General features: G+C 39.6%; 24 protein-coding genes. 12 read left to right on the top strand and 12 right to left on the bottom strand.

Features of this window, described 5'->3' with window-relative positions:
- Positions 1–28 precede the first annotated feature (28 nt).
- From C3F34_RS16165 to C3F34_RS16150, 4 genes are read left to right on the top strand one after another with little or no spacing between them, the layout of a single operon-like run.
- Positions 29–1,681, top strand: a complete 1,653-nt coding sequence (locus C3F34_RS16165; RefSeq protein WP_044739825.1) for a carboxyl transferase domain-containing protein — start codon at positions 29–31, stop codon at positions 1,679–1,681.
- Between the two features lie 10 nt (positions 1,682–1,691).
- Complete coding sequence (locus C3F34_RS16160; RefSeq protein WP_044739819.1) at positions 1,692–2,486, top strand: enoyl-CoA hydratase/isomerase family protein; 795 nt, start codon at positions 1,692–1,694, stop codon at positions 2,484–2,486.
- A 19-nt stretch (positions 2,487–2,505) separates the two neighbouring features.
- Entirely contained in the window at positions 2,506–4,494 is a 1,989-nt protein-coding gene (locus C3F34_RS16155; protein WP_044739818.1) for an acetyl-CoA carboxylase biotin carboxylase subunit, read from the top strand.
- Complete coding sequence (locus C3F34_RS16150) at positions 4,491–5,393, top strand: hydroxymethylglutaryl-CoA lyase (RefSeq protein WP_044739817.1); 903 nt, start codon at positions 4,491–4,493, stop codon at positions 5,391–5,393. Before C3F34_RS16155 ends, C3F34_RS16150 begins: the two co-directional genes overlap by 4 nt.
- Before the next feature lie 71 nt (positions 5,394–5,464).
- Here the strand turns inward: C3F34_RS16150 and cysK are convergent, their stop codons facing one another.
- The 8 genes from cysK to rutD all read right to left on the bottom strand — a co-directional run bounded on the left by cysK (position 5,465) and on the right by rutD (position 12,942).
- Positions 5,465–6,463: a cysteine synthase A gene (cysK, locus tag C3F34_RS16145; protein ID WP_044739816.1), complete on the bottom strand. Its 999-nt coding sequence runs from the start codon at positions 6,461–6,463 to the stop codon at positions 5,465–5,467.
- Positions 6,464–6,618: 155 nt separating this feature from the next.
- Entirely contained in the window at positions 6,619–7,458 is an 840-nt protein-coding gene (locus tag C3F34_RS16140) for an NAD(P)-dependent oxidoreductase (RefSeq protein ID WP_044739824.1), read from the bottom strand.
- A gap of 58 nt (positions 7,459–7,516) precedes the next feature.
- Entirely contained in the window at positions 7,517–8,875 is a 1,359-nt protein-coding gene (gene rutG / locus C3F34_RS16135; protein ID WP_104442094.1) for a pyrimidine utilization transport protein G, read from the bottom strand.
- Between the two features lie 32 nt (positions 8,876–8,907).
- Entirely contained in the window at positions 8,908–9,363 is a 456-nt protein-coding gene (gene rutF, locus C3F34_RS16130) for an NADH-dependent FMN reductase RutF (protein ID WP_416333180.1), read from the bottom strand.
- 146 nt (positions 9,364–9,509) lie between these two features.
- On the bottom strand, positions 9,510–9,899 hold the full coding sequence (rutC, locus tag C3F34_RS16125; protein ID WP_016168040.1) for a pyrimidine utilization protein C: 390 nt from the start codon (positions 9,897–9,899) through the stop codon (positions 9,510–9,512).
- A gap of 15 nt (positions 9,900–9,914) precedes the next feature.
- Positions 9,915–10,670, bottom strand: a complete 756-nt coding sequence (rutB, locus tag C3F34_RS16120; protein WP_104442093.1) for a pyrimidine utilization protein B — start codon at positions 10,668–10,670, stop codon at positions 9,915–9,917.
- Positions 10,667–11,785, bottom strand: coding sequence for a pyrimidine utilization protein A (gene rutA, locus C3F34_RS16115; protein ID WP_104442373.1), 1,119 nt, complete (start codon positions 11,783–11,785; stop codon positions 10,667–10,669). The genes rutB and rutA overlap by 4 nt, the downstream gene beginning before the upstream one ends.
- Positions 11,786–12,126: 341 nt before the next feature.
- Positions 12,127–12,942, bottom strand: a complete 816-nt coding sequence (gene rutD / locus C3F34_RS16110; protein ID WP_104442092.1) for a pyrimidine utilization protein D — start codon at positions 12,940–12,942, stop codon at positions 12,127–12,129.
- A 222-nt stretch (positions 12,943–13,164) separates the two neighbouring features.
- Here rutD and plsB point away from each other — a divergent pair, with 222 nt between their 5' ends.
- The 8 genes from plsB to C3F34_RS16075 all read left to right on the top strand — a co-directional run bounded on the left by plsB (position 13,165) and on the right by C3F34_RS16075 (position 22,382).
- Positions 13,165–15,666, top strand: coding sequence for a glycerol-3-phosphate 1-O-acyltransferase PlsB (plsB, locus tag C3F34_RS16105; protein ID WP_104442091.1), 2,502 nt, complete (start codon positions 13,165–13,167; stop codon positions 15,664–15,666).
- Between the two features lie 174 nt (positions 15,667–15,840).
- Positions 15,841–16,161: an ArsR/SmtB family transcription factor gene (locus C3F34_RS16100; RefSeq protein ID WP_016168045.1), complete on the top strand. Its 321-nt coding sequence runs from the start codon at positions 15,841–15,843 to the stop codon at positions 16,159–16,161.
- Between the two features lie 79 nt (positions 16,162–16,240).
- Positions 16,241–17,974 carry a SulP family inorganic anion transporter gene (locus C3F34_RS16095; protein ID WP_104442090.1) on the top strand — a complete coding sequence of 578 codons (1,734 nt, stop codon included), beginning with the start codon at positions 16,241–16,243 and terminating at the stop codon, positions 17,972–17,974.
- 227 nt (positions 17,975–18,201) lie between these two features.
- Positions 18,202–19,395: a serine/threonine transporter SstT gene (gene sstT, locus C3F34_RS16090; RefSeq protein WP_104442089.1), complete on the top strand. Its 1,194-nt coding sequence runs from the start codon at positions 18,202–18,204 to the stop codon at positions 19,393–19,395.
- 52 nt (positions 19,396–19,447) lie between these two features.
- Positions 19,448–20,116, top strand: a complete 669-nt coding sequence (locus C3F34_RS16085; protein WP_016168048.1) for a YoaK family protein — start codon at positions 19,448–19,450, stop codon at positions 20,114–20,116.
- A gap of 17 nt (positions 20,117–20,133) precedes the next feature.
- On the top strand, positions 20,134–20,670 hold the full coding sequence (locus C3F34_RS16080; RefSeq protein WP_016168049.1) for a DUF2058 domain-containing protein: 537 nt from the start codon (positions 20,134–20,136) through the stop codon (positions 20,668–20,670).
- A 69-nt stretch (positions 20,671–20,739) separates the two neighbouring features.
- A complete protein-coding gene (locus C3F34_RS20330) occupies positions 20,740–20,892 on the top strand; it encodes a hypothetical protein (protein WP_158654369.1) in 153 nt (50 codons plus the stop codon).
- A 203-nt stretch (positions 20,893–21,095) separates the two neighbouring features.
- Positions 21,096–22,382 (top strand): mechanosensitive ion channel family protein, encoded by a 1,287-nt coding sequence (locus C3F34_RS16075; RefSeq protein ID WP_104442088.1) that lies wholly within the window; start codon positions 21,096–21,098, stop codon positions 22,380–22,382.
- Positions 22,383–22,480: 98 nt separating this feature from the next.
- Here C3F34_RS16075 and C3F34_RS16070 read toward each other — a convergent pair whose 3' ends face one another.
- The 4 genes from C3F34_RS16070 to C3F34_RS16060 all read right to left on the bottom strand — a co-directional run bounded on the left by C3F34_RS16070 (position 22,481) and on the right by C3F34_RS16060 (position 24,441).
- A complete protein-coding gene (locus tag C3F34_RS16070; protein WP_151505272.1) occupies positions 22,481–22,801 on the bottom strand; it encodes a hypothetical protein in 321 nt (106 codons plus the stop codon).
- A gap of 116 nt (positions 22,802–22,917) precedes the next feature.
- Positions 22,918–23,529 (bottom strand): LysE family translocator, encoded by a 612-nt coding sequence (locus tag C3F34_RS16065; protein ID WP_104442086.1) that lies wholly within the window; start codon positions 23,527–23,529, stop codon positions 22,918–22,920.
- A gap of 277 nt (positions 23,530–23,806) precedes the next feature.
- On the bottom strand, positions 23,807–24,001 hold the full coding sequence (locus C3F34_RS20325; protein WP_016168054.1) for a hypothetical protein: 195 nt from the start codon (positions 23,999–24,001) through the stop codon (positions 23,807–23,809).
- 212 nt (positions 24,002–24,213) lie between these two features.
- A complete protein-coding gene (locus C3F34_RS16060) occupies positions 24,214–24,441 on the bottom strand; it encodes a hypothetical protein (protein WP_016168055.1) in 228 nt (75 codons plus the stop codon).
- Between the last annotated feature and the right edge of the window lie 60 nt (positions 24,442–24,501).

Below are 24,501 nucleotides of genomic sequence, written 5' to 3'. Positions count from 1 at the left end.
CGGCCATGAAGAGTTGAATCTGGTGAAAATGCCAAAACAGAGCAATCAAAACATTACTTTCGCAAGCCAAGGCTCGGATTTAAATCAACTGCAAAGCAAAATTAACAGCCGCAGTGAAGAATTTAAAAACAATCAGGCAACGATGTTGAATTTGGTACAAGATTTAAAACAAATCAGCCAAAAAATAGCCTTAGGTGGTGGTGAAAGCGCGCGTCAAAAGCATATTGCTCGTGGAAAACTGTTGGCACGTGACCGTATTGATCAACTGATTGATGCAGGTACAGCTTTCCTTGAAATTGGACAATTGGCTGCACATAAAGTTTATCCTGATGATGTCCCTGCTGCTGGTGTTGTGGCAGGAGTTGGTCAAGTGAATGGTATCACCTGCATGATCGTGGCTAATGATGCAACGGTGAAAGGCGGTACTTATTACCCGCTTACTGTGAAAAAGCACTTACGCGCACAAGAAATTGCAGAACAAAACCACTTGCCTTGCATTTATTTGGTGGATTCGGGCGGTGCGTATTTACCTATGCAAGATGAAGTGTTTCCAGATCGTGATCACTTTGGGCGTATTTTCTATAACCAAGCCCGTATGTCGAGCTTAGGTATCGCTCAAATTGCCGTCGTGATGGGCAGTTGTACCGCAGGTGGTGCTTACGTCCCTGCCATGTCGGATGAAACCATTATTGTGCGTAACCAAGGCACGATTTTCTTGGGTGGTCCACCATTAGTAAAAGCTGCTACAGGTGAAGTGGTCAGCAGTGAAGACTTGGGTGGTGGTGATGTGCATACCCGTCTTTCGGGGGTTGCAGACCATTTGGCCGAGAATGATGAACATGCCCTTCAGATTGCGCGGAATATTGTAGCGAATTTAAACATTCAACTGAATAAAACACTAGAAGGAATTGAAGAACCACTTTTCCCTGCCGAAGAACTGTATGGCATTGTGCCGAGTGATACACGTAAACCCTTTGATGTACGCGAAATTATTGCCCGTATTGTCGATGGTTCGCGTTTAGACGAATTTAAAGCACGTTTTGGAACAACTTTAATTACGGGCTTTGCCAAAATTTATGGTATGCCTGTCGGCATTATTGCCAATAACGGCATTCTATTCTCTGAGTCAGCACAAAAAGGCGCGCACTTTATCGAGCTCTGTGTACAACGCAATATTCCCTTATTGTTTTTACAAAACATCACGGGTTTTATGGTTGGACGTCAGTACGAAAATGAAGGGATTGCTAAACATGGTGCCAAATTGGTCATGGCGGTTGCCACAGCCAATGTGCCTAAACTGACTTTGATTATTGGTGGCTCATTTGGTGCAGGAAACTATGGTATGTGTGGTCGTGCTTATTCGCCACGCTTCTTGTGGACTTGGCCAAACTCTCGGATTTCCGTCATGGGTGGTGAACAAGCTGCGAGCGTACTCTCGACCATCAAACGTGACCAAATTGAACAAAAAGGTGAATCTTGGTCTGCCGAAGCAGAAGATGAATTCAAACAACCCATTCGTGATCAATACGAACGTCAAGGTCATCCATATTACTCTTCTGCGCGTTTGTGGGATGACGGTGTCATTGACCCTGCTCAGTCTCGTCAAGTATTAGGTTTAAGTTTGGCAGCAGCATTAAATGCTCCAATTCAGCCAACCAAGTTCGGCGTATTCCGCATGTAAGAGGTGAAAAATGGACTATCAATTTTTACAACTCGAACAACAGCAACAAGTGGCAACGGTTTGGATCAATCGTGCTGAACTGCATAATGCCTTCAACACAACAGTGATTGAAGAATTGCATCACTGCTTTCAACAGTTGAATGAACGTAATGATATTCGCGTGGTGGTTTTGGCGGGTCGTGGTAAAAGCTTTTCTGCTGGTGCTGACTTAAACTGGATGAAACAGGCAGGACAAGCCTCTCAAGCAGACAATGAAGCTGATGCTTTGAAACTGGCGAAAATGCTGCAAAGCTTAGCAACTTTAAAACAGCCAACCATTGCGCGTGTACAAGGTATTGCCTTTGGTGGAGGTATGGGACTTGCTTCGGCTTGTGATATTTGTGTGGCCAGTACAGATGCAAAATTTGCCACATCGGAAGTCCGTTTAGGTTTGGCACCTTCAACCATTAGCCCTTATGTCATTCGTGCAATTGGCGCACGTCATGCTTCACGTTACTTCCTCACAGCAGAACGTATTACGGCTGAGCAAGCATTACAGATCGGTTTAGCGCATGAAGTGACCACACCTGAATTACTTGATGCCAAAGTTGATGAAATTGTACAAGCACTGTTGTTAGGTGGACCTGAAGCACAAGCTGCGTCGAAGCAACTGATTCAAATGGTGAATCAGCAAAGTGTGGATGAAAGCCTACTGCTTAAAACTGCGCAACATATTGCCCATGTACGTCAAGGCGAAGAAGCAAAAAATGGACTAAACGCATTCTTAAATAAACATAGCCCAGCTTGGATTAAGGCAACGGCATAACGATAATAAGGACAGAACAATGTTTGAAAAAATTCTAATTGCAAACCGTGGTGAAATTGCCTGTCGTGTTATTCGCACTGCTAAAAAACTCGGCATTGCGACAGTTGCTGTCTATTCAGATGCTGATGCAAATTCTCAGCACGTTAAACAAGCAGACGAAGCAATTTATATTGGTGAATCCCCTGCTTCTCAAAGCTATTTACAGATTGACCGTATTATTCAAGCAGCTCTAACTACTGGCGCACAAGCAATTCATCCAGGTTATGGATTTTTGTCTGAAAATGACCAGTTTGCAGAAGCTTGTGAAAAAAACAACATTACCTTTATTGGTCCTCCTGTTGCTGCCATTTTAGCGATGGGCTTAAAAGCAACCTCTAAAGCTTTAATGGAAAAAGCAGGTGTGCCCTTAACTCCGGGTTATCATGGCACCAATCAAGATGCAGCTTTCCTAAAACAGCAAGCAGACCAAATTGGCTATCCCGTATTAATTAAAGCCAGTGCTGGCGGTGGCGGTAAAGGAATGCGTTTGGTTGAACGTGAAGCTGACTTTTTAAGTTCCCTTGCATCTTGTAAAAGTGAGGCCAAATCAAGCTTCGCGAATGATGATGTATTGATTGAACGCTATGTGATACAACCACGCCATATTGAAGTGCAAGTTTTTGGCGATACCCACGGTAATTATGTACACTTATTCGAACGTGATTGTTCAGTACAACGTCGCCACCAAAAAGTGCTGGAAGAAGCACCTGCCCCTTTGATGCCGCAGCATAAACTAGAGGCGATGCGCCAAGCTGCAATTGATGCTGCACGTGCAGTGGATTATGTCGGTGCGGGTACGGTTGAGTTTATTGTAGAACAAGACGGTACAGCGTATTTCATGGAAATGAATACTCGTCTACAAGTAGAACACCCTGTAACAGAAATGATTACAGGACAAGACTTAGTCGAGTGGCAATTACGTGTCGCTTATGGTGAGCCATTACCGAAGCAACAACATGAATTGCAAATTCATGGTCATGCAATTGAAGCGCGAGTTTATGCAGAAGAACCTGAAAAAGGCTTCCTTCCTGCGATTGGTCAAATTAGTTATTTACATTATCCAAAGCAAAATCAGCATGTCCGTGTGGATAGCGGAATTGTTGAAGGCGATGAAATTACCACGTTCTACGACCCAATGATTGCCAAGTTAATTGTTTGGGGCGAAAACCGTGAAGCAGCATTGGTTCAAATGCACCATGCTTTAGGTCAGTTTCATGTAGAAGGCTTAGGCAATAATATTGCATTCTTGGACCGTATCATTCGCTGTGATTCATTTAAAAATGCCAAACTGGATACTAATCTGATTCAACGTGAAGATGCGTTTTTAATGAATGCGGAAGTTGCTTCATCCGAAACCATTGTATCAGCGGCATTTATTGAACTATTGAAGCGTTTTCATCAGCAGCAAAATGCAAATCCTGTTTGGTCATCATCACCGCTTTGGCGTGTCAATGTGAAGACTCAATACGGCATAAAATTGCAACTGAATCAACAAGCCATTGAGGTGCGCTTTACGGCAATTGATCACGGCTTTATTGCACACTATCAAGGTCAGGACTATCCACTACAGGGTCAACTGCTAGATGCACATGTAGCCCAACTCAATCTGAATGGCAAACAGTCGAAATTGGCCTTTAGTGTAGATGCAGACCATTTAACTGTTTTTGAAAATGGGCAAACACATAAATTTGCTTATATCCGTCCGAACTATGGCAATGTCGATACTCAACATAGTGAGGGTAATTTGAAAGCGCCAATGCCGGGCGTGATTACCCAAGTTTTGGTTGAAGCCAATGCACAAGTGAAAAAGGATGACATCCTGCTTACTTTAGAGGCCATGAAGATTGAATATGCAATTCGTGCGCCACGCGATGGTGTGATTACATCAGCCTATTTCCAACCAGGCGACCAAGTTAAAGCGGGTGATGAACTGGTGGAATTTCAGGCTTTAGCAGAGGAAGTGGCATGACTGAATTTGTGAAAATCGTTGAAGTCGGTCCGCGGGATGGGCTTCAAAACGAGAAAACTCCGCTCACGCTTCAAGATCGTAAACAACTGATTCTGGACTTGATGCAAACAGGTCTCAAAGCGATTGAAGTCGGTTCTTGTGTGTCTCCGAAGTGGGTGCCACAAATGGCATTGAGTGATGAACTTTATGCTCAATTGCCGAAAGACCCGAATGTCCAATTCAGTTTGCTCACGCCGAATATGAAAGGTTTTGAATCTGCTTTGGCTGTTGGTTGTAAAGAGGTTGCGGTGTTTACCGCAGCTTCTGAAAGCTTCACACAAAAAAACATTAATTGTTCAATTGATGAAAGCTTTGAAAAATTTGCCGATATTCTAAAAGCCGCCAAAGAACATGACATTAAAGTTCGTGGCTATGTGTCTTGCGTGGTCGATTGCCCCTATGAAGGTGCGATTGATCCGAAACAAGTCAGTAAAGTCGTGACGCGTTTATTTGATATGGGCTGTTATGAAGTTTCTTTGGGTGAAACCATTGGTACAGCAACCCCCAACCGTGTCAAAAAGATGTGGGAAGCTTGTTTAAGCGAATTGGATGCCCAATTCATGGCAGGACATTTCCACAACACCTATGGTATGGCAATAGCCAATATTTACCAGTCTCTTGAACAAGGCATTCAGATTTTTGATTCTTCTATTGCGGGTTTAGGTGGCTGTCCTTATGCCAAAGGTGCTTCAGGCAATGTCAGTACCGAAGATTTATTGTATTTACTCAATGGCATGGGCTTTGAAACAGGGATTCATGTTGAAGCATTGATGCAAGCCAGTCAAAACATTAGTCAACGTTTAGACCGAAAAAATCCCTCGAACTATGCCAATGCTTATTTGCAAACGCGTTGTGCTTGAACTGGAACTACGACTAAAAAATCAGCCACTCAATGAGCGGCTGATTTACATTTCATACTAATCAAACCAACTTAATCAGCCGAAATATCTTCAAACAGAACTGAAGATAAATAGCGTTCACCACTATCAGGTAAAATCACCACAATGTTCTTGCCTGCATTTTCAGGACGAGCTGCCAACTGTGCTGCCGCTGCCATCGCTGCACCGCTAGAAATTCCCACTAAAATTCCTTCTTGAGTCGCAGTTTTACGTGCCCAATCAATTGCATCTTGGCTAGTAATTGCTACAACTTCATCGACCAAATCGAGGTCCAAATTCTTTGGAATGAAGTTTGCCCCAATCCCTTGAATTTTGTGTGGTGCAGGAGTAATTGCTTCACCACGTTTGGTTTGTCCAATAATTGCAGATTCAGCAGGTTCTACTGCAACTGAGTAAATTGGCTGGTTTTTCACTTTTTCAAAGAAGCGTGAAATGCCCGAAATCGTACCGCCAGTTCCTACACCCGCCACTAAAATATCGACTTGACCATTGGTTGCTGCCCAAATTTCAGGACCTGTAGTGTCTTCATGAATTTGTGGATTGGCTGGATTTTCAAATTGTTGTGGAAGGAAATAATGTTCAGGTTGCTCGGTGGCTAAACGAACAGCTTCATCTACTGCACCTTTCATCCCTTTAGCAGGCTCAGTCAATACCAAGTTTGCACCCAATGCTTTTAGTACTTTACGACGTTCAATACTCATGCTTGCTGGCATGGTTAAAGTAATATCATAGCCTTTTGCCGCTGCAACAAAGGCTAAAGCAATCCCAGTATTACCGCTGGTCGGTTCTACAATATGCATACCTGCTTTTAACACGCCACGTTTTTCTGCATCTGCAATCAGTGCCGCACCAATACGACATTTCACTGAAAAAGCAGGGTTTCGGCTTTCAACTTTGGCAAATACATTTGCACCACCCGAAATGACACGATTAATGCGAACCATTGGCGTGTTACCAATTGCTTTAGCATTATTGCTATAAACCGCGATACCTAAATTATTTGGTGTTGGAAAGGCTGAATCAGTACTCATGTTATATCCCTAAGTTTATTGACTATTTATAACTGAATCATGATACAACCAATTTTTAGCAAATACAGAATACAGTTGAAAAATTCTGTTGATTTCTCTTTTAACGCATCTACTTCATGATGAAGATTTCGGCATTTCCCTATGCCGTTTTATATTCAGGCTTCCAAAACTGTTTGGTTCCATTGTTCAAGCACAGAAACTGCCGCAGTAAAATCCATCTGCTCCGCTTGTACTTTCGGGATTTCTTTAAACAGGGCTTGAATGCTTTCAAAAATCGGCACGTTTGCATCCTGCTGCTGCGCTAAATCCAAGCCAATCCCAATATCTTTTTGCAATAAATTCAAGGCAAAAGTTTTGGGAAAACTTCTGTTTAACACCTTCTGTGCCATAATGGAATCAGACACTGTACTTTTGCCACTGGAGTGATTAATACAGTTTAGGGCACCCGTTACATCAACCTGTTGCTGCTTTAGAATAGTTAACCCCTCCGCCAAAGCCCACAAATGGGTTGCCATCAACACATTATTCACGGCTTTCACCGCAAACCCTGAACCACTAGATCCAACATATTCAACCAAGCCAGCAAATGTAGAAATGATCGGTAAAGCACGTTGGTAGGCTTGCTCATCTCCACCCAACATCACGGTTAAGGTTCCCCGTTCCGCACCAATCGTTTGACCAGACACAGGTGCATCTAGATAGGCAACTTGATTTTGCCCAAGCTGCTGAGATAACTTGCGTGCTGAATCTGGCACACCACTGGTACAGTCAATCCAGATACTGCCTGCTTTTGGCGGATATTGTGCAATTAACTGTTCGACATCCGCACTGGTCGGCAAGCAGGAAAATATAAAATCGGCTTGCACGGCTTGTTCCAAACTCACAGCCTGTGTACCAAACTGCTGTGCATGTAGCTCGGCTTTTTCAGTTGTACGGTTCCAGACATACACGGGTAAACCCAGTTTTGGCAGATGAGAAGCCATATGCCAACCCATCGCACCTAATCCAATAAAAGCAATACTTTGACTCAATTTCTCTCTCCATTCAGGCTCATTAAGAACCTTGTGCAACGCTGCTGTTCGCTTGGCTTTCCACACTTTGAACTTTTGCTACAGTCTCTTCACCACGGTTTAAAAATAGGTTAAGTAGAATTGCTGCCAGTGTCGCGGTACCAATACCACCCAAGTCAAATGATCCAATGTGTAAACTGAAGTTTCCTGCACCCATAATTAAACTCACGGCTGCAATAATTAAGGTGCTGTTTTGGGTAAAATCAACTTTGTTATCGACCCAGATTTTTGCTCCAGCTACGGTAATCAAGCCAAATACAACGATAGATGCCCCGCCTAAAAGTGCGACTGGAATGGTGCTGATCACCGCCCCGAATTTTGGTGACAAGCCCAGTAAAATGGCGAAGATCCCAGCGACTACAAAAATCGTGGTTGAATAAACTTTGGTGACTGCCATTACGCCAATATTTTCTGCATAGGTGGTCATGCCTGTACCACCAACCGAAGCGGATAAAGAGGTACACACACCATCTGCGAAAAATGCACGCCCCATATACGGCGACAGGTTTTTTCCCGTCATGGCTGAAACAGCTTTGAAATGTCCCAAGTTTTCCGCCACTAAAATAATCGCGACAGGTGCAATCAGTAACATAGCATTTGCGTTAAAGACGGGTGCATGGAACGTCGGTAATCCAAACCATGCAGCATGGCCAATAATTGAGAAATCAATCGGCTTACCCCAACCCATGACATTCGCAAGCAAGAAGTACACAAAATAAGCAGAACACAGCCCAATCAGTAACAACAAACGACGCACCATGCCGCGAGTAAACACTGCAACAGCACTAATACAGACAATGGTAATCACCGCCATCCACGTATCGAATGTATTGGTAGATACACTTTTAATGGTAATGGGTGCAAGGTTCAAACCAATGATCATCACAATCGCACCTATGACAATCGGTGGCATCAACTTTTCGATCCAACTTGTTCCCGTCTTCATCACCACAAGACCAATACCGGCATACACCAGACCGCAGGCGATGGTTCCGCCAAGCGCGAGTGCTAAGTTGGGATTCGAGCCTGCACCTGCGTAACCTGTTGCTGCTGCAACTGCCCCAATAAAGGCGAAACTGGAGCCCAAATAACTTGGCATTCGACCGCCCGTCATCAGGAAGAATAAAATCGTGCCTATCCCTGTAATGAAGATGGTTAAGTTGGGATCAAAACCCATCAGCAACGGTGCAAGTACCGTTGCTCCAAACATGGCAAAAGCATGTTGCAAGCCCAGAACGATACTGCGACCGACAGGAAGATATTCATCAATTTGAACAGGTGTTGTATCTAAATCGCCTTGGTAAGGCTTAAATTTTGGAAACCACGATTGTTTTTCTTGCATGGGTTTTCCCTCCTTCTTATAGGGTTTGTTCTTTAGCACATACGGTGTGGTTCACAATAAGCACGGTTAAAATACATCAACGCATTTAAGCCCTGATTGTGTTGAATCGCTTTGACCTGACAGAACAAAACATCATGACTCCCCACACTCATGCTTTGTACAATTTCACAGTCAAAACTAATCAAGGCATCCTGTAAAACAGGCGCCTGAGTAGCCAACGTTTCCCACTGACCCGCAGCAAAGCGTTCAGGCATTGGCGTTTTGCCACCAAAAACATTGGAAAGTGTCATTTGATGTGAAGCTAAGGTATTCACACATAACACTTTATTGGTCTTAAAAGTCTCAAATACAGATGCAGAACGATTGAGGCACACCAATAAGGTCGGTGGTGTATCAGTCACACTACATACGGCAGATGCGGTAAAACCTGCGACACCTGCGGGTCCAGAAGTAGTAATCACATTCACTGCTGCCCCCAGATTTGACATGCCTTCGCGGAATGCTTTCTGATCGACTTCAATATGCGTAGTTTTTTGCGTGTTATAGAGTTTTTCTAAACATTCTTCTTTGATTAAACTTTTGAGTAATTCTGCATTCATGTTCGTTCTCCTGTAGGGGCTGATCTCGCTACTACCTAAGCAGTAGCGACATGGGCAACACTGGCTATTTCAACGAGGGCATCAGGCTTCACCAAACCAACCTGAATGCAGTAACGTGCAGGCTTATCCCCTGGGAAATACTCGGCATAGACTTGATTAATCGCCGCATAATCTGCCCAATCTTTGACAAAAATATGGTTAAAGGTCACATCATCCATACTTCCACCTGCTTCTTTCAATACTGATTGAATGGTTTCTAAAATATGTCGTGCTTGAGCAGCCGCATCTCCAACATGAACTACATTGTTATTTTCATCAAAAGCCAATGTGCCTGAGACATACACAATATTGTCTGCCTTGGTGGCTGGGACATAGGGTGCTAAAGGTTTTGAGGTTCCTGCTGGAATAATGACTTGTTTAGGCATGTTGATCGCTCCGTATTAGGCAGATTTTGCAAGTTGGTCGGTATTAGGAACAAAGGTATCGATAAAACTTTGTGTATCTGACACCCAGCCAAAGAAGGTTTTAATGTTGTAGAGACTCGCCGCTTGCATTTCTGCTGGACCCGCCTGATAACAGGCATCTTTTAATGCCACCCCGAAGTACTCGAGGAAAAAGCCATCTCTTAAGGTCGATTCCACGCAAACATTGGTCGCAATACCCACGAAAACCAAATTACGGATACCACGGGCGCGTAACATGCTGTCCAATGCGGTATTGAAGAAACCGCTGTAACGAGGTTTTTCAATGACAAGGTCTTGCGCTAAGGGTTGTAATTCATCGATCAGTTCAAAATCCCAACCGCCTTTTGCCAGTAATTTTCCTTGAAGTTCAGGCTGCTTACGCATAGTTTTGAGCGCATTAGATTTATGAAAATTTGGTGAACCGCGCCCTCCAGCTTCTACATATTGATCATCCCAGCCGTTTTTAAAGTAAATCACTTGAATATTGGCTGCATGTGCTGCTGCTACTGCTTTTTTAATGTTCTGCACCACAGGTTGAGTCGTTGAAACATCAAAACCTGCCAAATCTAAATAGCCACCAATCGAGGTATAGGCATTTTGCATATCAATCACAATTAAGGCGGTTTGTTCAGGTGCAAACTGAATGTTTTCAGGCTCTGCCTTTAAGGTTTTTCCCTGACCTGTGGCTTCGGTAAAATCGCTAATCACAGTATGGGTATTGATTTGGCTCATGCTGATTTCTCCAAAACTGTGACAGGTGCTTGTTCTGCCAGATCCATCACAACGTTCTGACGACATTGCATGAGCGGTTGGATTTTTTGACCAAAATCTTCTACGCCCTGAACGAAATCATCAAAAGTTAATAAAATGCCTTCCGTCTCTTTAATTTCACCAATTTCATCCAACATCGCTGCGACTTTTTCATAAGAACCGACCAAGGTGCCCATGTTGATATTGACGGGAGATACGCTCGATGCCATTTGGCGAATATTGGTATCGGTTCCTGAAGTGGTGTCTTTGCCGCCCTGATTCATCAGCCAGTTAATCGCCTCCATATCCGCACCATCGTTATAGCTTTGCCATTTCGCCAATGCTTCTTCATCAGTTTCAGCAGCAATCACCATAAACAACACATAAGTTTGAACATCACGTCCTGTTTTATCAGTATGTGCTTTTAGGCGATCATTGATTTCTGCATAAGCGGTTGGTGTGTTTAAACCTTTCCCAAAGACAAAGTTGTAATCTGCATATTGCGCAGAAAATGCGAGTCCAGTATCAGATTGACCTGCACAGATAATTTTCATATCCGCTTGTGGTTTTGGGCTGACACGACAATCTTGCATTTCAAAATGTTCGCCTTTGAAATCTGACTTGCCTGTAGCCCACAGTTCCCGAAGAACTTGCACATATTCAGATAAATAGTCATAGCGCTTACCAAAATACTCATCACCTGGCCACATACCCATTTGTGTATATTCAGGCGCTTGCCATCCAGTCACTACATTTAAGCCAAAACGACCATTGGAAATAGAGTCAATAGTCGAGGCCATACGTGCCACAATTGCAGGTGGCATCACTAAAGTTGCTGCGGTTGCATAAATTTTAATTTTGCTGGTAACCGCAGCTAAACCTGCCATGAGTGTGAAGGTTTCTAGATTGTGATCCCAAAATTCAGTTTTGCCACCAAAGCCACGCAGTTTGATCATGGACAAGGCAAAATCGAAACCATAATGCTCAGCACGTTGTACAATTTTTTTGTTGAGTTCAAAGCTCGGCATGTACTGTGGCGCATTTTCAGAAAGTAACCAGCCGTTGTTCCCGATTGGGCAAAAAACACCTATTTTCATGTGTTGCATCCTCATTCAATTATGAAATTTCTCAAAACCTATACCCTGTTATTTTTTGGGATATAAATTTTTATATTCTTGATTTTATGATTGCATGGAGTGTGCCAACTTTTTAAATTTATTTAATATCAATAATTTAAAATCATTAATAATTTTATGCATTTTACCAATGGGTAAAATTACTATTTTTTACATGCACTTTTTTTGTGATTCATGATCTAAATTCGTGCACCTTTTTGACCAAATGGAAAAATAACCACAATAAAAAAGGCACTGAGCTAAGCAGTGCCTTTTTGAATTTTTATATCAACCTATAGAATGCTAGAGATGAACCTCGGTTGTTAACTTGCAGCTAAATTTTCAGCAGATTTTTTCACCAATTTTTCTAATAACAATTGATTGAATATTTCAGGTTGTGTAACCGTTAACGCATGCGCGCCATGCGCCAGCACATCTAATTCAGCATGTGGAAATAGCTGTTTTAATTGATAACTTTGTTGATAAGGAACCAAGAAATCATCTTCAGTCGCGATTAAATACAGTGGAATTTTATTTAAACTCGAAATCGTTTCATCCTCCAGTTCATAACGCATTAAAGCTTTAAGTCGGGTGAAGACATTAAGTAAAGGAGGAAATTGTTCAATCTGCTTATTTTCCTGAATTTCTAGATCTGAAATATGTGCAGCAATCCATGCTGGCGGATATAAAAACAAGGCTTGCGCTCGAACATACGCTTCGACACCTGCATATTGTAATAACGCGATTCGTGTACTAAAGCACTTGTGTGTATGCGCATCTAACTGTTGCCAGCCATTGATAACCGTGAGTGACAACATAGTTTTTTCAGATTTTTCGAGTAAAACGGCCAATTCAGCCCCAATAAAACCACCCAACGCATGCCCAACAAAATGGAATTCTTGAATATTCAATATAGATAATAAATCCATGACCTGCTTGGCTAAGTCGGTCATACTGTAGTTTTCATCAAGGATAGCTGCATTTTTATGACAACCTTCTTGGTCATAAATCACCACATGAAAATGTTGTTGCAATGCTTTTATTTGCGGTGTCCAAAACTGTCCATGTCCACCTAAACCTGCCGATAAAATGATATATTCAGCGGATATTTTTTGTGAAGGAAAAACCTGATAATGCATAATGATTGACCTCTTAAGAAAAATGTATTTCCTAGAGTTCAGCAAAAAATATGCCCATTTACTTTTCTTCAATAATTCAAACAACGTTTTGATCTTTATTGTCGTATTTTCTAAAGATACGATCTGTTACATGCTTTATGTTCTATTTAGCAACAAAAGCATTTGTATTCTTAGGCAAGATTGAACAAAATAATCTCCGAAACATGGTTCATAGGAATAACAATGTCCAATAAAGGTTATCGCCAATTTTATCGTCAACTCACACAGAAAATTCTAAATAAAGTGGTGAGTCCACAAGTATTAGGCACGACCTCTGAACTAGAACAGCAATATTCAGCTTCGTCCAACACTCCTATTTGCTATGTATTACAAGATGCTTCTCTCAGTAATGCTGTATTGATTGATCATGAAGCTCAAAAGAGACAGTTGCCTTCAGTCTATCAACCTTTAAAGATTGGAACGGTACAAGAAGAAGATTCCATTTTAGTTTTGAATGAAAAGAACCAACTTAAACAAGGATTACATTATCCTGCGAAACTTATTCATTTAATTGAAGTTCTAGATAAAAACCCAGAATTGGATGTCGATTTGGTGCCTGTGACTATGTTGTGGGGACGTGCACCAGAATACGAAGATTCTTGGTATAAAGCCTTATTTGCTGATGCATGGTCAACACCATCTCCACTCAAACAAGCCATGAATATTTCATTGTATGGTCGTGAAAACTATCTAGAGTTTCATAAGCCACTTTCCTTAAGAAAGTTACTTACTGAAGCAAAGGAAGTGAGTCCAAATTTCTCGCCTGCTCACCACATAATGAAAGAGCTGAATACCAACTTTAATAAATATAAAGAGGCAATTTTAGGGCCAGACTTATCAGACCGTCGTAATGTCATTAATAACCTTTTGATTAGTGATAGCGTTAAACATGCCATTCGGAAAGAAAGTATTGATGAAAATATCAGTATGTTTGAAGCTGAAAACCGCGCACGTCGTTATTTAACTGAAATTGCCTCTGACTTTTCCTATTCCACGTTACGCTTTGGCTATCTTGCTTTAACCAAATTATGGACTCAACTTTACGACGGCATTGAAGTTCATAACTTTGATACCGTACGTGAATTGGCTCAGGACTATGAAATTGTTTATACCCCCTGCCACCGTAGCCATATTGATTACTTGTTACTGTCTTACGTAATTTTTAACCGTGGTTTGATGGTGCCGCACATTGCCGCAGGTATTAACCTGAATTTACCGATTGTCGGTCAATTGTTCCGTGGTGCGGGTGCTTATTTTATTCGCCGTAGCTTTAATGGCAATGAACTGTATACTTCTGTATTTAAAGAATATTTACATAGTCTACTGATGCGTAATACCCCTTTAGAATATTTTATTGAAGGTGGACGTTCACGTACAGGGTTATTGTTACCAGCCAAAAAAGGCATGTTGTCGATGACCATTCAAAGTCACCTAAGAGGAAATTCCAAACCTATTGTCTTTATCCCAACTTACTTTGGTTATGAAAAATTATTGGAAGGAACTTCATACCTAAATGAACTCAGTGGCAAACCTAAAGAAGCTGAATCACTTTGGGGAATTTTAAGTTCAGCGCGTAAAATTGAGAAAGTGTTTGGTCAAGTGTATGTTAACTTCGGCGAACCTGTTTTTCTAAATGATGTATTAAAACAGCAAGATGCTGAAAATATTAAACTAAAAATCAATGATAAACTGCCCGCTTCAGTGGTTAATACTGTTGATCAAACAGCACAATCGATTTTAGAAAATATCAATAAAGCTGTGGTGATAAACCCGATATCTATTATTTCTTTAATTTTATTGAATGCTCCAGAGCATCAATTGACTGAATCAAGTTTAGTTGCAACGCTTGATCAATATCGTAAATTACTGGAACAGAATCGGTATGATGACCGCATGATCATTTCTGGGCTTTCTAGTGCAGACATCATTCAATATGCTGTGAAGTTAAAGCAAGTTGAAATTCATCATCAAAATTCAGAAACGTGGGTTCGTGTTGCCGACAGCCAAAAAATTCTATTAAGTTATTTTAGTAATAATATTCTGCACTGCTTTATTTTAGCTTCGCTAGTGGCACGCATTATTCAGCATCATGAAAAAATTGAAATTTCTGAGTTAATTCAATTGGCACAGTCTTTATATCCATTTATTCAAGAAGAATTTTTCTTAAAATGGCAGCTTGAAGATGTCGAAATTCAGATACATGCTATTTTAGATCATTTTGAGGATGCCGAGTGGATTGAGCGTGATGCTAGCCACGTTATGCAATCATCAACGGAAAGCACAGGATTACAGACACTCGCTGCCTTATCCGAGCGTAGTTTAAATAACTTTATTGTGATGCAGAGCATAATCTCTCACTATGCAAATACGCAAACATTCTCAGAAAAAGTGTTCGAAAAAATGGCAAAAGCTGCATTGCAGCAGCTAAGCCAAAATCAGGTTATTACTCAAGGTTACTATTTTGATAGTGCAACTTTAAAAGGTTATTTAACGACCTTGAAAAAGCTAGGACTTGCCGAAATTACCCGTGAGCATCTACTACTGGCTCCCGATTTTGTACCCCAAATGCAACATCGTTTAGCATGGTATGCGCAAGATCACCAAGATGCATTTGAACATGCGATGCAATTTAGTGAAAAAGAACTGAAATATTTTTATGACAGTGTAAAGGTTAAAAAAAGCTAAGTTCGGTGTATAACGGCATGTGATTGAAGTCGAATAACATGCCGTTACATGTATCTCTTATAAATAAATCTGATAATTGTTTTCATTAAAAACCATCGACATTGAAATTTTAGCTACATGTAATCTGTACGTTGTACGCTTATAATATCAAACTGATTTTAGTGAGGCGTTCTAATGGAAAATGATTTTGAAATTACATCAATGCGTAATTCCGCTGAGCATGTTGTGAGTATTTTAAAATCACTAGCCAATACTGACCGTTTATTGATTTTGTGTCATTTAGCCAAACAAGAACTGAATGTGTCTCAAATTGAACAAATCACACAAATTACCCAACCTACACTTTCTCAACAACTGATGATGTTAAGAAAAAGTGATGTGGTCAGCACACGCCGTGATGGCAAGCAAATTTTTTATTCGATTAAAGACGAAAAATTAGTTCAGGTTTTGCAGACCTTATATGAACTGTATTGTACCAAGTCTGTATTAAGTTAAATAAAATCATTATTCTATTTCTCATTATTGCTATGATTTCTGTGCATAATATATTCAAATTTGCACTTTAGATCAGTCTATGTCTAATTCAAAGAAATCATACTCGAAGTATTTTCCAGCTTGTATTTGGCTTGCAGATTATAATTTTGCTAAATTCAAATCTGACCTACTTTCCGCACTCATTGTAATCGCAATGTTGGTGCCACAAGGTATGGCATATGCAATGCTTGCAGGCTTACCGCCAATTATGGGCCTATACGCCAGTATGTTGCCCATGATTGTTTATGCTTTTTTTGGCAGTAGTCCGACACTTTCGATTGGCCCCGTGGCCATTATTTCGATGATGACTTTTGCCACACTGACCCCATTTTTTGAGGTAGGTTCGGAAGCTTATATCCAAGCAGCCTGTTTACTGGCGATGATGGTTGGGACTATTTCTTTTTTATTGGGCATCTTTAAATTCGGATTTCTCATCCAACTGATTAGCCACCCTGTCATTCATAGCTTTATCATTGCCTCTGCGCTACTCATTGCTTTAGGGCAAATCAAGTTCTTACTGGATATTCCGCTGCAATCCAATAACATTCTTGAATTGATCGTTAGCTTTTATCAACATGTAAACCAAACACATTGGGGTACTTTGCTATTTGGCGTGGCAGCTATGCTGTTCTTAATTTATATACCCAAATTGCTCAACTTAAGTCATATCCAACAACGGTTTAAATTTTCAACATTTCTGATTAAAGCAATACCGCTATTTCTCGTTGTTTTTTCAATTGCTTTGGTTTCTGTTTTTCAACTTGAAAGTATTGGAATTAAAACAGTAGGCGAAATTCCATCTGGCTTTCCACCGTTAAGTATTCCAAACTGGAACTGGGATTTAGTGCTGCAACTTCTGCCAGGAGCCAGCATGATTGCCATGATTAGCTTTGTAGAATCACTTTCAATTGCTCAGGCAACAGCTTTGCAGCAACGCAGCGCATTAAATAGCAATCAGGAACTGATTGCTCTCGGACTTTCCAACTTAAGCGCAGGTATAAGCTCTGCTTTTCCAGTGACTGGAAGTTTGTCACGTACCGTCGTAAATGCCGATGCAGGTGCCAAAACACCGATGGCAGGTATTTTATCGTCCTGTTTTATAGTGGTTGTCAGCTTATTCTTTACGGGTTTTTTTAAAAACCTCCCTTTAGCCATTCTTGCTGCAACCATTATAGTGTCAATTTGGAAACTGGTTGATTTGAAACCGTTTTTTGAAACATGGCATTACTCTAAAGCAGATGGGATTGCCATGTGGATTACTTTTTTTGCTGTGATTTGCATTGATATTTCTACAGGATTAATTTTAGGGGTTATTTCAACCTTTCTATTAATGCTCTGGCGTATTAGTCGTCCGCATATGGCTGTCATTGGATTGGTGGAAGGTACACAACATTTTCGGAATCAGCAGCGTTATCCTGTCAAAACTGTAGATACAATTCTCTCCCTACGGATTGATGAAGGCTTGAACTTTTTAAATGCCAGTAGTTTTAAAAGCTTCTTTATTAATGCGGTCAGTGAACAGAAACATGTGCAATTTGTAATCGTAAATTGCTCTGGGGTAAGTAGTATTGATTATAGTGCCTTGGAAGTATTAGAAGAATTAGATGCTGAACTGCATAAACTTAATATCGAACTTCATCTTTCTGAAGTTAAAGGTCCTGTAATGGATAAACTGATTCATTCCCGACTGTATGAAAAGTTAGATGGACGAATTCATTTAACCCATTACCAAGCCATTCAGGCTTTAAATCCAGAATTTTTAAGTTCAACTTGAAAAGCTAAGTAAATAATTTCAAAGCTGTTATTACAGATAAAATGCATTAAAAACCGTTTTTTGCAATAAAATTCTGTTTTTTGTCATTTTAAATCAGAAAATATCAACTTTAAAAAGAATAAGTTAGTTTTTATATCAAAATATCTTTTATTCATTTTAAATTTTAGGTATAGAATTGCAAACTTAATTTTAACTCTCTGCCCTCGTAATACTGACAAGGCTAACCTATGTTTTCAGCTTTTGCGCGTTTAAGTTTAGTTACGCGAATCCTCATCGCCATTATTTTAGGGATGGTCGTTGCCTTTGTATTCCCTAATGCTGCTCCTTACTTGAGCCTTTTAGGTGACTTATTTATTAAGGCCCTAAAATCCGTTGCGCCTATTTTAGTTTTCGTTTTGGTCATGGCCTCCATCTCCAACTTTAAAGTTGGACATAGTGCAAACCTTCGCCCAATTATGATCTTATATGCGGTGGGTATGTTACTTGCTGCATTTAGTGCAGTGGCTGCGAGCTTGGTTTTTCCGAGTACGTTATTTTTGGACATTCCTGCACAGGGAGAATTACAACCACCAGGAAACTTGGCAGAGATTTTAAAGAATTTACTTTTAAGTTTTATTGCAAACCCAGTTACAGCAATTAGCGAAGCAAACTTTATTGGTATTTTAGCTTGGGCGATTGCACTAGGTGTAGCTTTCCGTCATGCACATGACAGCACCAAAGTGTTTATTGCAGATGCTGCAAACGCAGTAAATCATGTTATCCGTGTTGTAATTAACTTTGCCCCTATCGGTATTTTTGGTTTAGTCGCAGTTACATTTGCAGATTCAGGTTTAAAAACCTTGTCAGCTTATGCGCAGCTTTTAGCTGTATTGCTTGGAACAATGTTCTTTGTTGCATTGGTGATTAACCCAATTTTAGTTGCTTTAACAACTCGTCAAAACCCTTACCCTCTAGTATTCCAGTGCTTACGTGAAAGTGGAATTACTGCATTCTTTACGCGTAGTTCGGCTGCAAATATTCCCGTCAATCTTGATTTAGCAAAACGCTTAGGGGTAAACGAAGCTACAGCCAGTGTTGCCATTCCTTTGGGGGCGACAGTCAATATGGCAGGTGCATCAGTGACTATTACGGTATTAACTTTAGCAGCAGTCCATACTTTAGGTATTTCTGTAGATTTCACAACTATGATGATTTTATCTGTTGTGGCATCAATCTCAGCATGTGGTGCTTCAGGCGTTGCAGGTGGTTCTTTGTTATTAATTCCAGTTGCATGCGGATTATTTGGTATTACTTCAGATATCGCAATGCAGGTGGTGGCTATTGGTATGGTTATTAGCGTACTACAAGACTCAACAGAAACGGCATTAAACTCGTCTACAGACGTTTTATTTACTGCAGCAGTTGATCGTGCGTCACGTTAATACTATTTTATAAATAATCATTTAGACAACTCTTGGATGGTTGTATCGCGATATGCCATTTCAAACTTTACCACTTTGGATGCAATTTGGGGCATTCTTTCTCGCAACCAATGCGGGCATGATTAATGTCCTCGGACTGGTGACCGTATTACACCAGTCCGTTTCTCATATGACTGGAAATGTCAGTATGTTGTCGATGGCAATTGTCCATTGGGAACCTGCGTCAATTCTCTATCTTCTTCTCGTCATCCTGTGTTATGTCGCAGGGTCTTGCTATAGTGGACTGATACTGGGAAATGGCAATTTTCAATTGGGACGGCGCTACGGTGTTCCGCTCAGTTTGGTTGCTTTCTTTATTCTGCTGTGTTGGTTACTTTTGCCCTATTTTCCACGTTATGCCTTATTGTGGGCATGTGCTGCTATGGGCGTTCAAAATGCAATGGTCAGCCATTATAAGGGGACAATTATTCGTACCACACACTTATCCGGTGTTTTGACGGATCTCGGACTCGCATTAGGCTATGGACTGAGAGGTTTAAACGTCGGCCGACGGCGAATTATTTTACATTTGCTTATTTTATTTGGCTTTCTACTGGGTGGACTGGTTGCAAGCCTGATTTATCCTTATTTAAAATTAGACGCATATCTCATTCCAGTCGGTTTAAGTTTCTTCTTAAGTCTAGTGTACTGGATCATTTACTTTAAACATCGTCATCATTAACCCTTTTGGAATTTCTTATGGTTAAAAATGCTTTACAGGCACAGTTATTAAAAGCGGGTCTGGTAGACAACAAAAAGGCAAAAAAACTGTCTAAACAAGCGGTGCATGAGCAACGTACTGGGCAAAATGATGATGCTGAAATCAAAGCAAAAATTGCTCAAGATAAACAAGATAAAATGGCAAAAGACCAAGCTCTTGAACAAGAAAAGAAAAGCATCTTACAAGAGAAAGAATTAAAAGCTGCAATTGTACAAATGATTCAGCAACACAAAATTAAAGACGTTGCTGGTGATGTGGTCTATCAATTTATTGATGACTCAAAAATTAAAAAAGTGTATCTACAGCAGCAAATATATAACGCCTTGGTTTCTGGTAGTTTAGTGATTGCAAAGGATCTAGACAGTTATGCATACTTGCCTAAAGCACTGGCAGATCGTATTAATGAAAAAATGAAAGGCTTCATTATTGTGAATAATTCTGAAAAGAATGAGCAAGTAACAGATGAAGAAGATCCTTATGCAGCGTATGTGATTCCAGATGATTTAATGTGGTAATCAAAATCAAAAGGGCGTCATTTAGACGCCCTTTTCAATAATGATAAAAAATATCTTTAGGACTTCATCGTGGCTTTTAGCACTGCTGAAGTATTGGAATTGAGCATTTCTACTGATTTTGACATAAGTGAAGAATTATTCGTCTATGATTGCAAGGGTTTAAATCTTCAAGATATTGATTTAAAAATATATTCTAGTGATCGCCACGAAAAAAGAGAATAACTAATATCTATCTTATTCAACGCTTTGAATAAATTCCCATATTTGTTTAATTATTTTAATAAGAATGGGCCGTATTCAGAATTTTTAGCGCATCAAAGAACACTGAAAAATAATGATATGTTTAAAAAATGTTATTCAACTTCAATCAAAAGCTATTAATTTATAAAATATCAATTAAGTAAAAAATTACATTGAGGAAAATTTTGGAGCATTTCACTTTTATTGAACGTATTACAGCGTGGTCAAATCAATATGCTTGGTTAGATATGTTTTTATCATTAAGTCTATTGATATTACTCGCGATTTTAACCAATTTTATTGCGAAAAAAGTTGTTGTTCGCGGTATTCGTAAAGTGATCTCCAAATTAAAGTTTGCCAATCATGATATCGTTACTCAGCATCATGTCATTAGTAGAATTGCCAATATTGTTCCTGCTCTAGTCATCATGAATGGGATTGTGGCCATCCCTCATCTATCTGTGAAAATTATTAGCTTGGTTCAAATGGCAGCTCAAGCTTTTATCTTTCTTACTTTTGCACTTGCAATCGGTGAAAGTTTAAATATCTTTAATGCAATTTATCAGCGTAACCCCAAGTCTAGAAACAAGCCGATTAAAGGCTATTTACAGTTGGTGAAGCTGGTCATATTTGTGGTCTGTGCTTTGATGATTATTGGTACATTCTTGAAAAAAGATGTATTCACCTTGTTGGCTGGTTTTGGTGCCATGGCAGCAGTATTGATGTTGGTGTTCCAAAATACTATTTTGTCATTAGTGGCTTCTGTACAGATTTCATCTTATGACATGGTCCGCATCGGAGATTGGATTGAAATGCCTTCTTTAAATGCAGATGGTGATGTCATTGATATGTCATTACATACAGTCACCGTTCAGAATTTTGACAAGACTTTTACCACCATTCCAACCAATAAACTGGTGACCGACACCTTTAGAAATTGGCGTGGTATGGCGCAGGCAGGTGTTCGTCGCATAAAACGTGCAATCTTTATCGATCAAAGCAGCGTGCACTTTATGGATAAGGAAGAACAACAGAAACTGAAGGAGTTCTTACTCCTAGATCAGTATTTAAATACGAAACAAGAAGAAATAGAAGAATTTAATTTGCAACTCTCAAATCAGGCCATTTATAACCAACGTCGTCTGACCAATTTGGGTACATTTCGTGCCTATGTTGAGTTTTACTTAAAACAACATCCTGGTATCGCACAACATCAAACGATTATGGTGCGTCAATTACAACCAACCAGTGAAGGTCTACCTCTGGAAATTTATAGTTTTGCCAACACTACAGTATGGAAAGATTATGAAGCCATTCAAGCCGATATTTTCGATCATTTAATTGCAATTTTACCTGAGTTCGGTTTAAGAATTTACCAAGCACCGTCTGGTTCCGATATGAAAGTTTTAGCACAACATTCGGTACATGCACCGAATGACTACCTGCTAGACCGTACTAAATCGCATATTTAATCGTATATGTCCCCTTGCTTTTTGAGGGGATTTTTTAACTCAAATGTATTATTCAAGGAACCAGTAAAATACTTGATTTAAATTGTTCTGCCCGAAAATTATTCACTGGCTTCGGCATGTTCACAATAATCAAAATATTCTAATTTAAAACTTTCTACAGCTTGCTGCTTTTGGGTATCGTTGAGAAGTATAGGTACATCATAAGCATCTTCTACAATTGCCTCATACAGCTCTCTTACACCATCTTCATATTCAAGTGCAATACTTTTTTGGACACTAAGAGGCACATCATCTTGTCTTTGCTGCATCACATTCCCTGCGACAATCGCAATTGCTTCGCAAAAGCTGATATTGTCTTGAACAGAGGCAAATAGCGCTCCAGAATACAAACAGCAGCAACACATTATTATTATTTTCATAATGCACCTGTTTTATATGCTTTAGTTGTATTTTAACAAGCAAAACGTGAAGCTGTTGTAATTTCTTGTTGGACCAAAACAAAGTTACAGCCTTTCTTTTTTCTCCTCAACTTGAACTAACGCTTACTCATTACAAGCTTGATAGCAAATAACAAGAAAATAGTTCCTGTAATTTGATCTAAACGTCGAACAATTTTGGGTTGTTTCAAAAATCTGGAAATTGGCTGCATCATGAAAATAAGTATACTTGACCAAAGTAAACCCAATACAACATGTATCGTAACCAGTCCCATGATCCAGAAAAATGGGGTTACATCGCTAGGAATAAATTGTGGTAAAAAAGTGACATAAAACAGTCCAACCTTAGGATTCAGAATGTTGCAGAAAAAACCTTTAAGAAAATAGTTGGTTGTTTTCTTAATTTCTATTTGATTTTCTAAATGACTGCGTGGCTTTATTAATAATTGTAGACCTAACCAAGCCAAATAAGCTGCCCCTATCCACTTTAAACAGTTAAAAGCGAGTTCTGAGGTGGCTAATAATGCACCTAGTCCACATGCAACAATAATCCCCCACACCATACATCCAAAGCTAATTCCTAATGCCGTTTGAAAAGCACTTTGATGGGTTTCAAGTGAGGCTGTGCGAATAATTAACGTAGTATCTAAACCAGGCGTAATCGTTAAAATAATAATCGCTATAGTAAAGGGTATGAGTATTTCAAGCATGTCTAACTCACTTTTTAAGTATGAGTACAATGAATAGTGGATTCATTCCGATTTGGCAAGTTTTTACTTAAGCTCTTAATATAAAAAGTATTGTATAAAGATAGTATGAACACTTCATTCTACTTTTAAGAATTTGCAAGCAGCTAATCTTACATTCAGACCAAGTATTCCGATCCTGTAATTAATTCTGTAGCAAATGCAGAAATTAATGAATAAGGTCTACCTAAATAGACCTTATTCGATATTTTTTGAAGAGCGGGTAAAGATGAAAAGAAAATTAATGTGTATTTTTTACTTCCCAAACAGAAGTGACTTCAGCACCGTCTATAATAAAATCAACAACGAGACCATCAATCGGTAAATTATTCGGATCATTCCATTGCTCTACAGCAAAATAGAACCATTCACCACATTCATCACGAATCATCCCCAATTGTGTTTGGGAGTCGTATCGTTCTACACTTCCTCTCATATTGTCACCTTTATTATTGATTCAATTATTTAAGTTAACAATTACAGGATTTTAAAGTTATCAATAAACCTGTATCGATAAAAATATTATCATCTTTTTTTCAAAAAATACGATGCTTTGCACATTCTTTTAATAATTTTCGACTGTGTCTGCTATGTTGCAACAAATTTTAATCGAAATCACTTTCGTCTATTTTCAACTCAATTGTCTCATTATTTGACCTGAAAATAGTGTTTATCCGTGACTAAGGTAATTTTGAGTTTTTTATAAAATCTAACGATTGGATTTTCAGTCCCTTTCATGATCTGGTCTGCGAATTTATCATCTTGCATAAGCACCGCGTAAGTTTTATAGCCAAAAACTAACTCGCTTGGTATCTTTCCACTTTGTGTAAATTCATCAATTTGCTTATTTATTTTCTTCACCGATAAATCATTCATTGGGTTTCTAAGTCTCATATTTGTCTTACTTTTTTATAATTTAAATATGTGACAAAAGTG

The sequence above is a fragment of the Acinetobacter sp. ACNIH2 genome, assembly GCF_002934965.1.
Lineage (GTDB): Bacteria > Pseudomonadota > Gammaproteobacteria > Pseudomonadales > Moraxellaceae > Acinetobacter > Acinetobacter tandoii.
The sequence above is the reverse complement of the archived record's forward strand: the minus strand, read 5'-3'. Positions and strand labels throughout refer to the sequence as shown.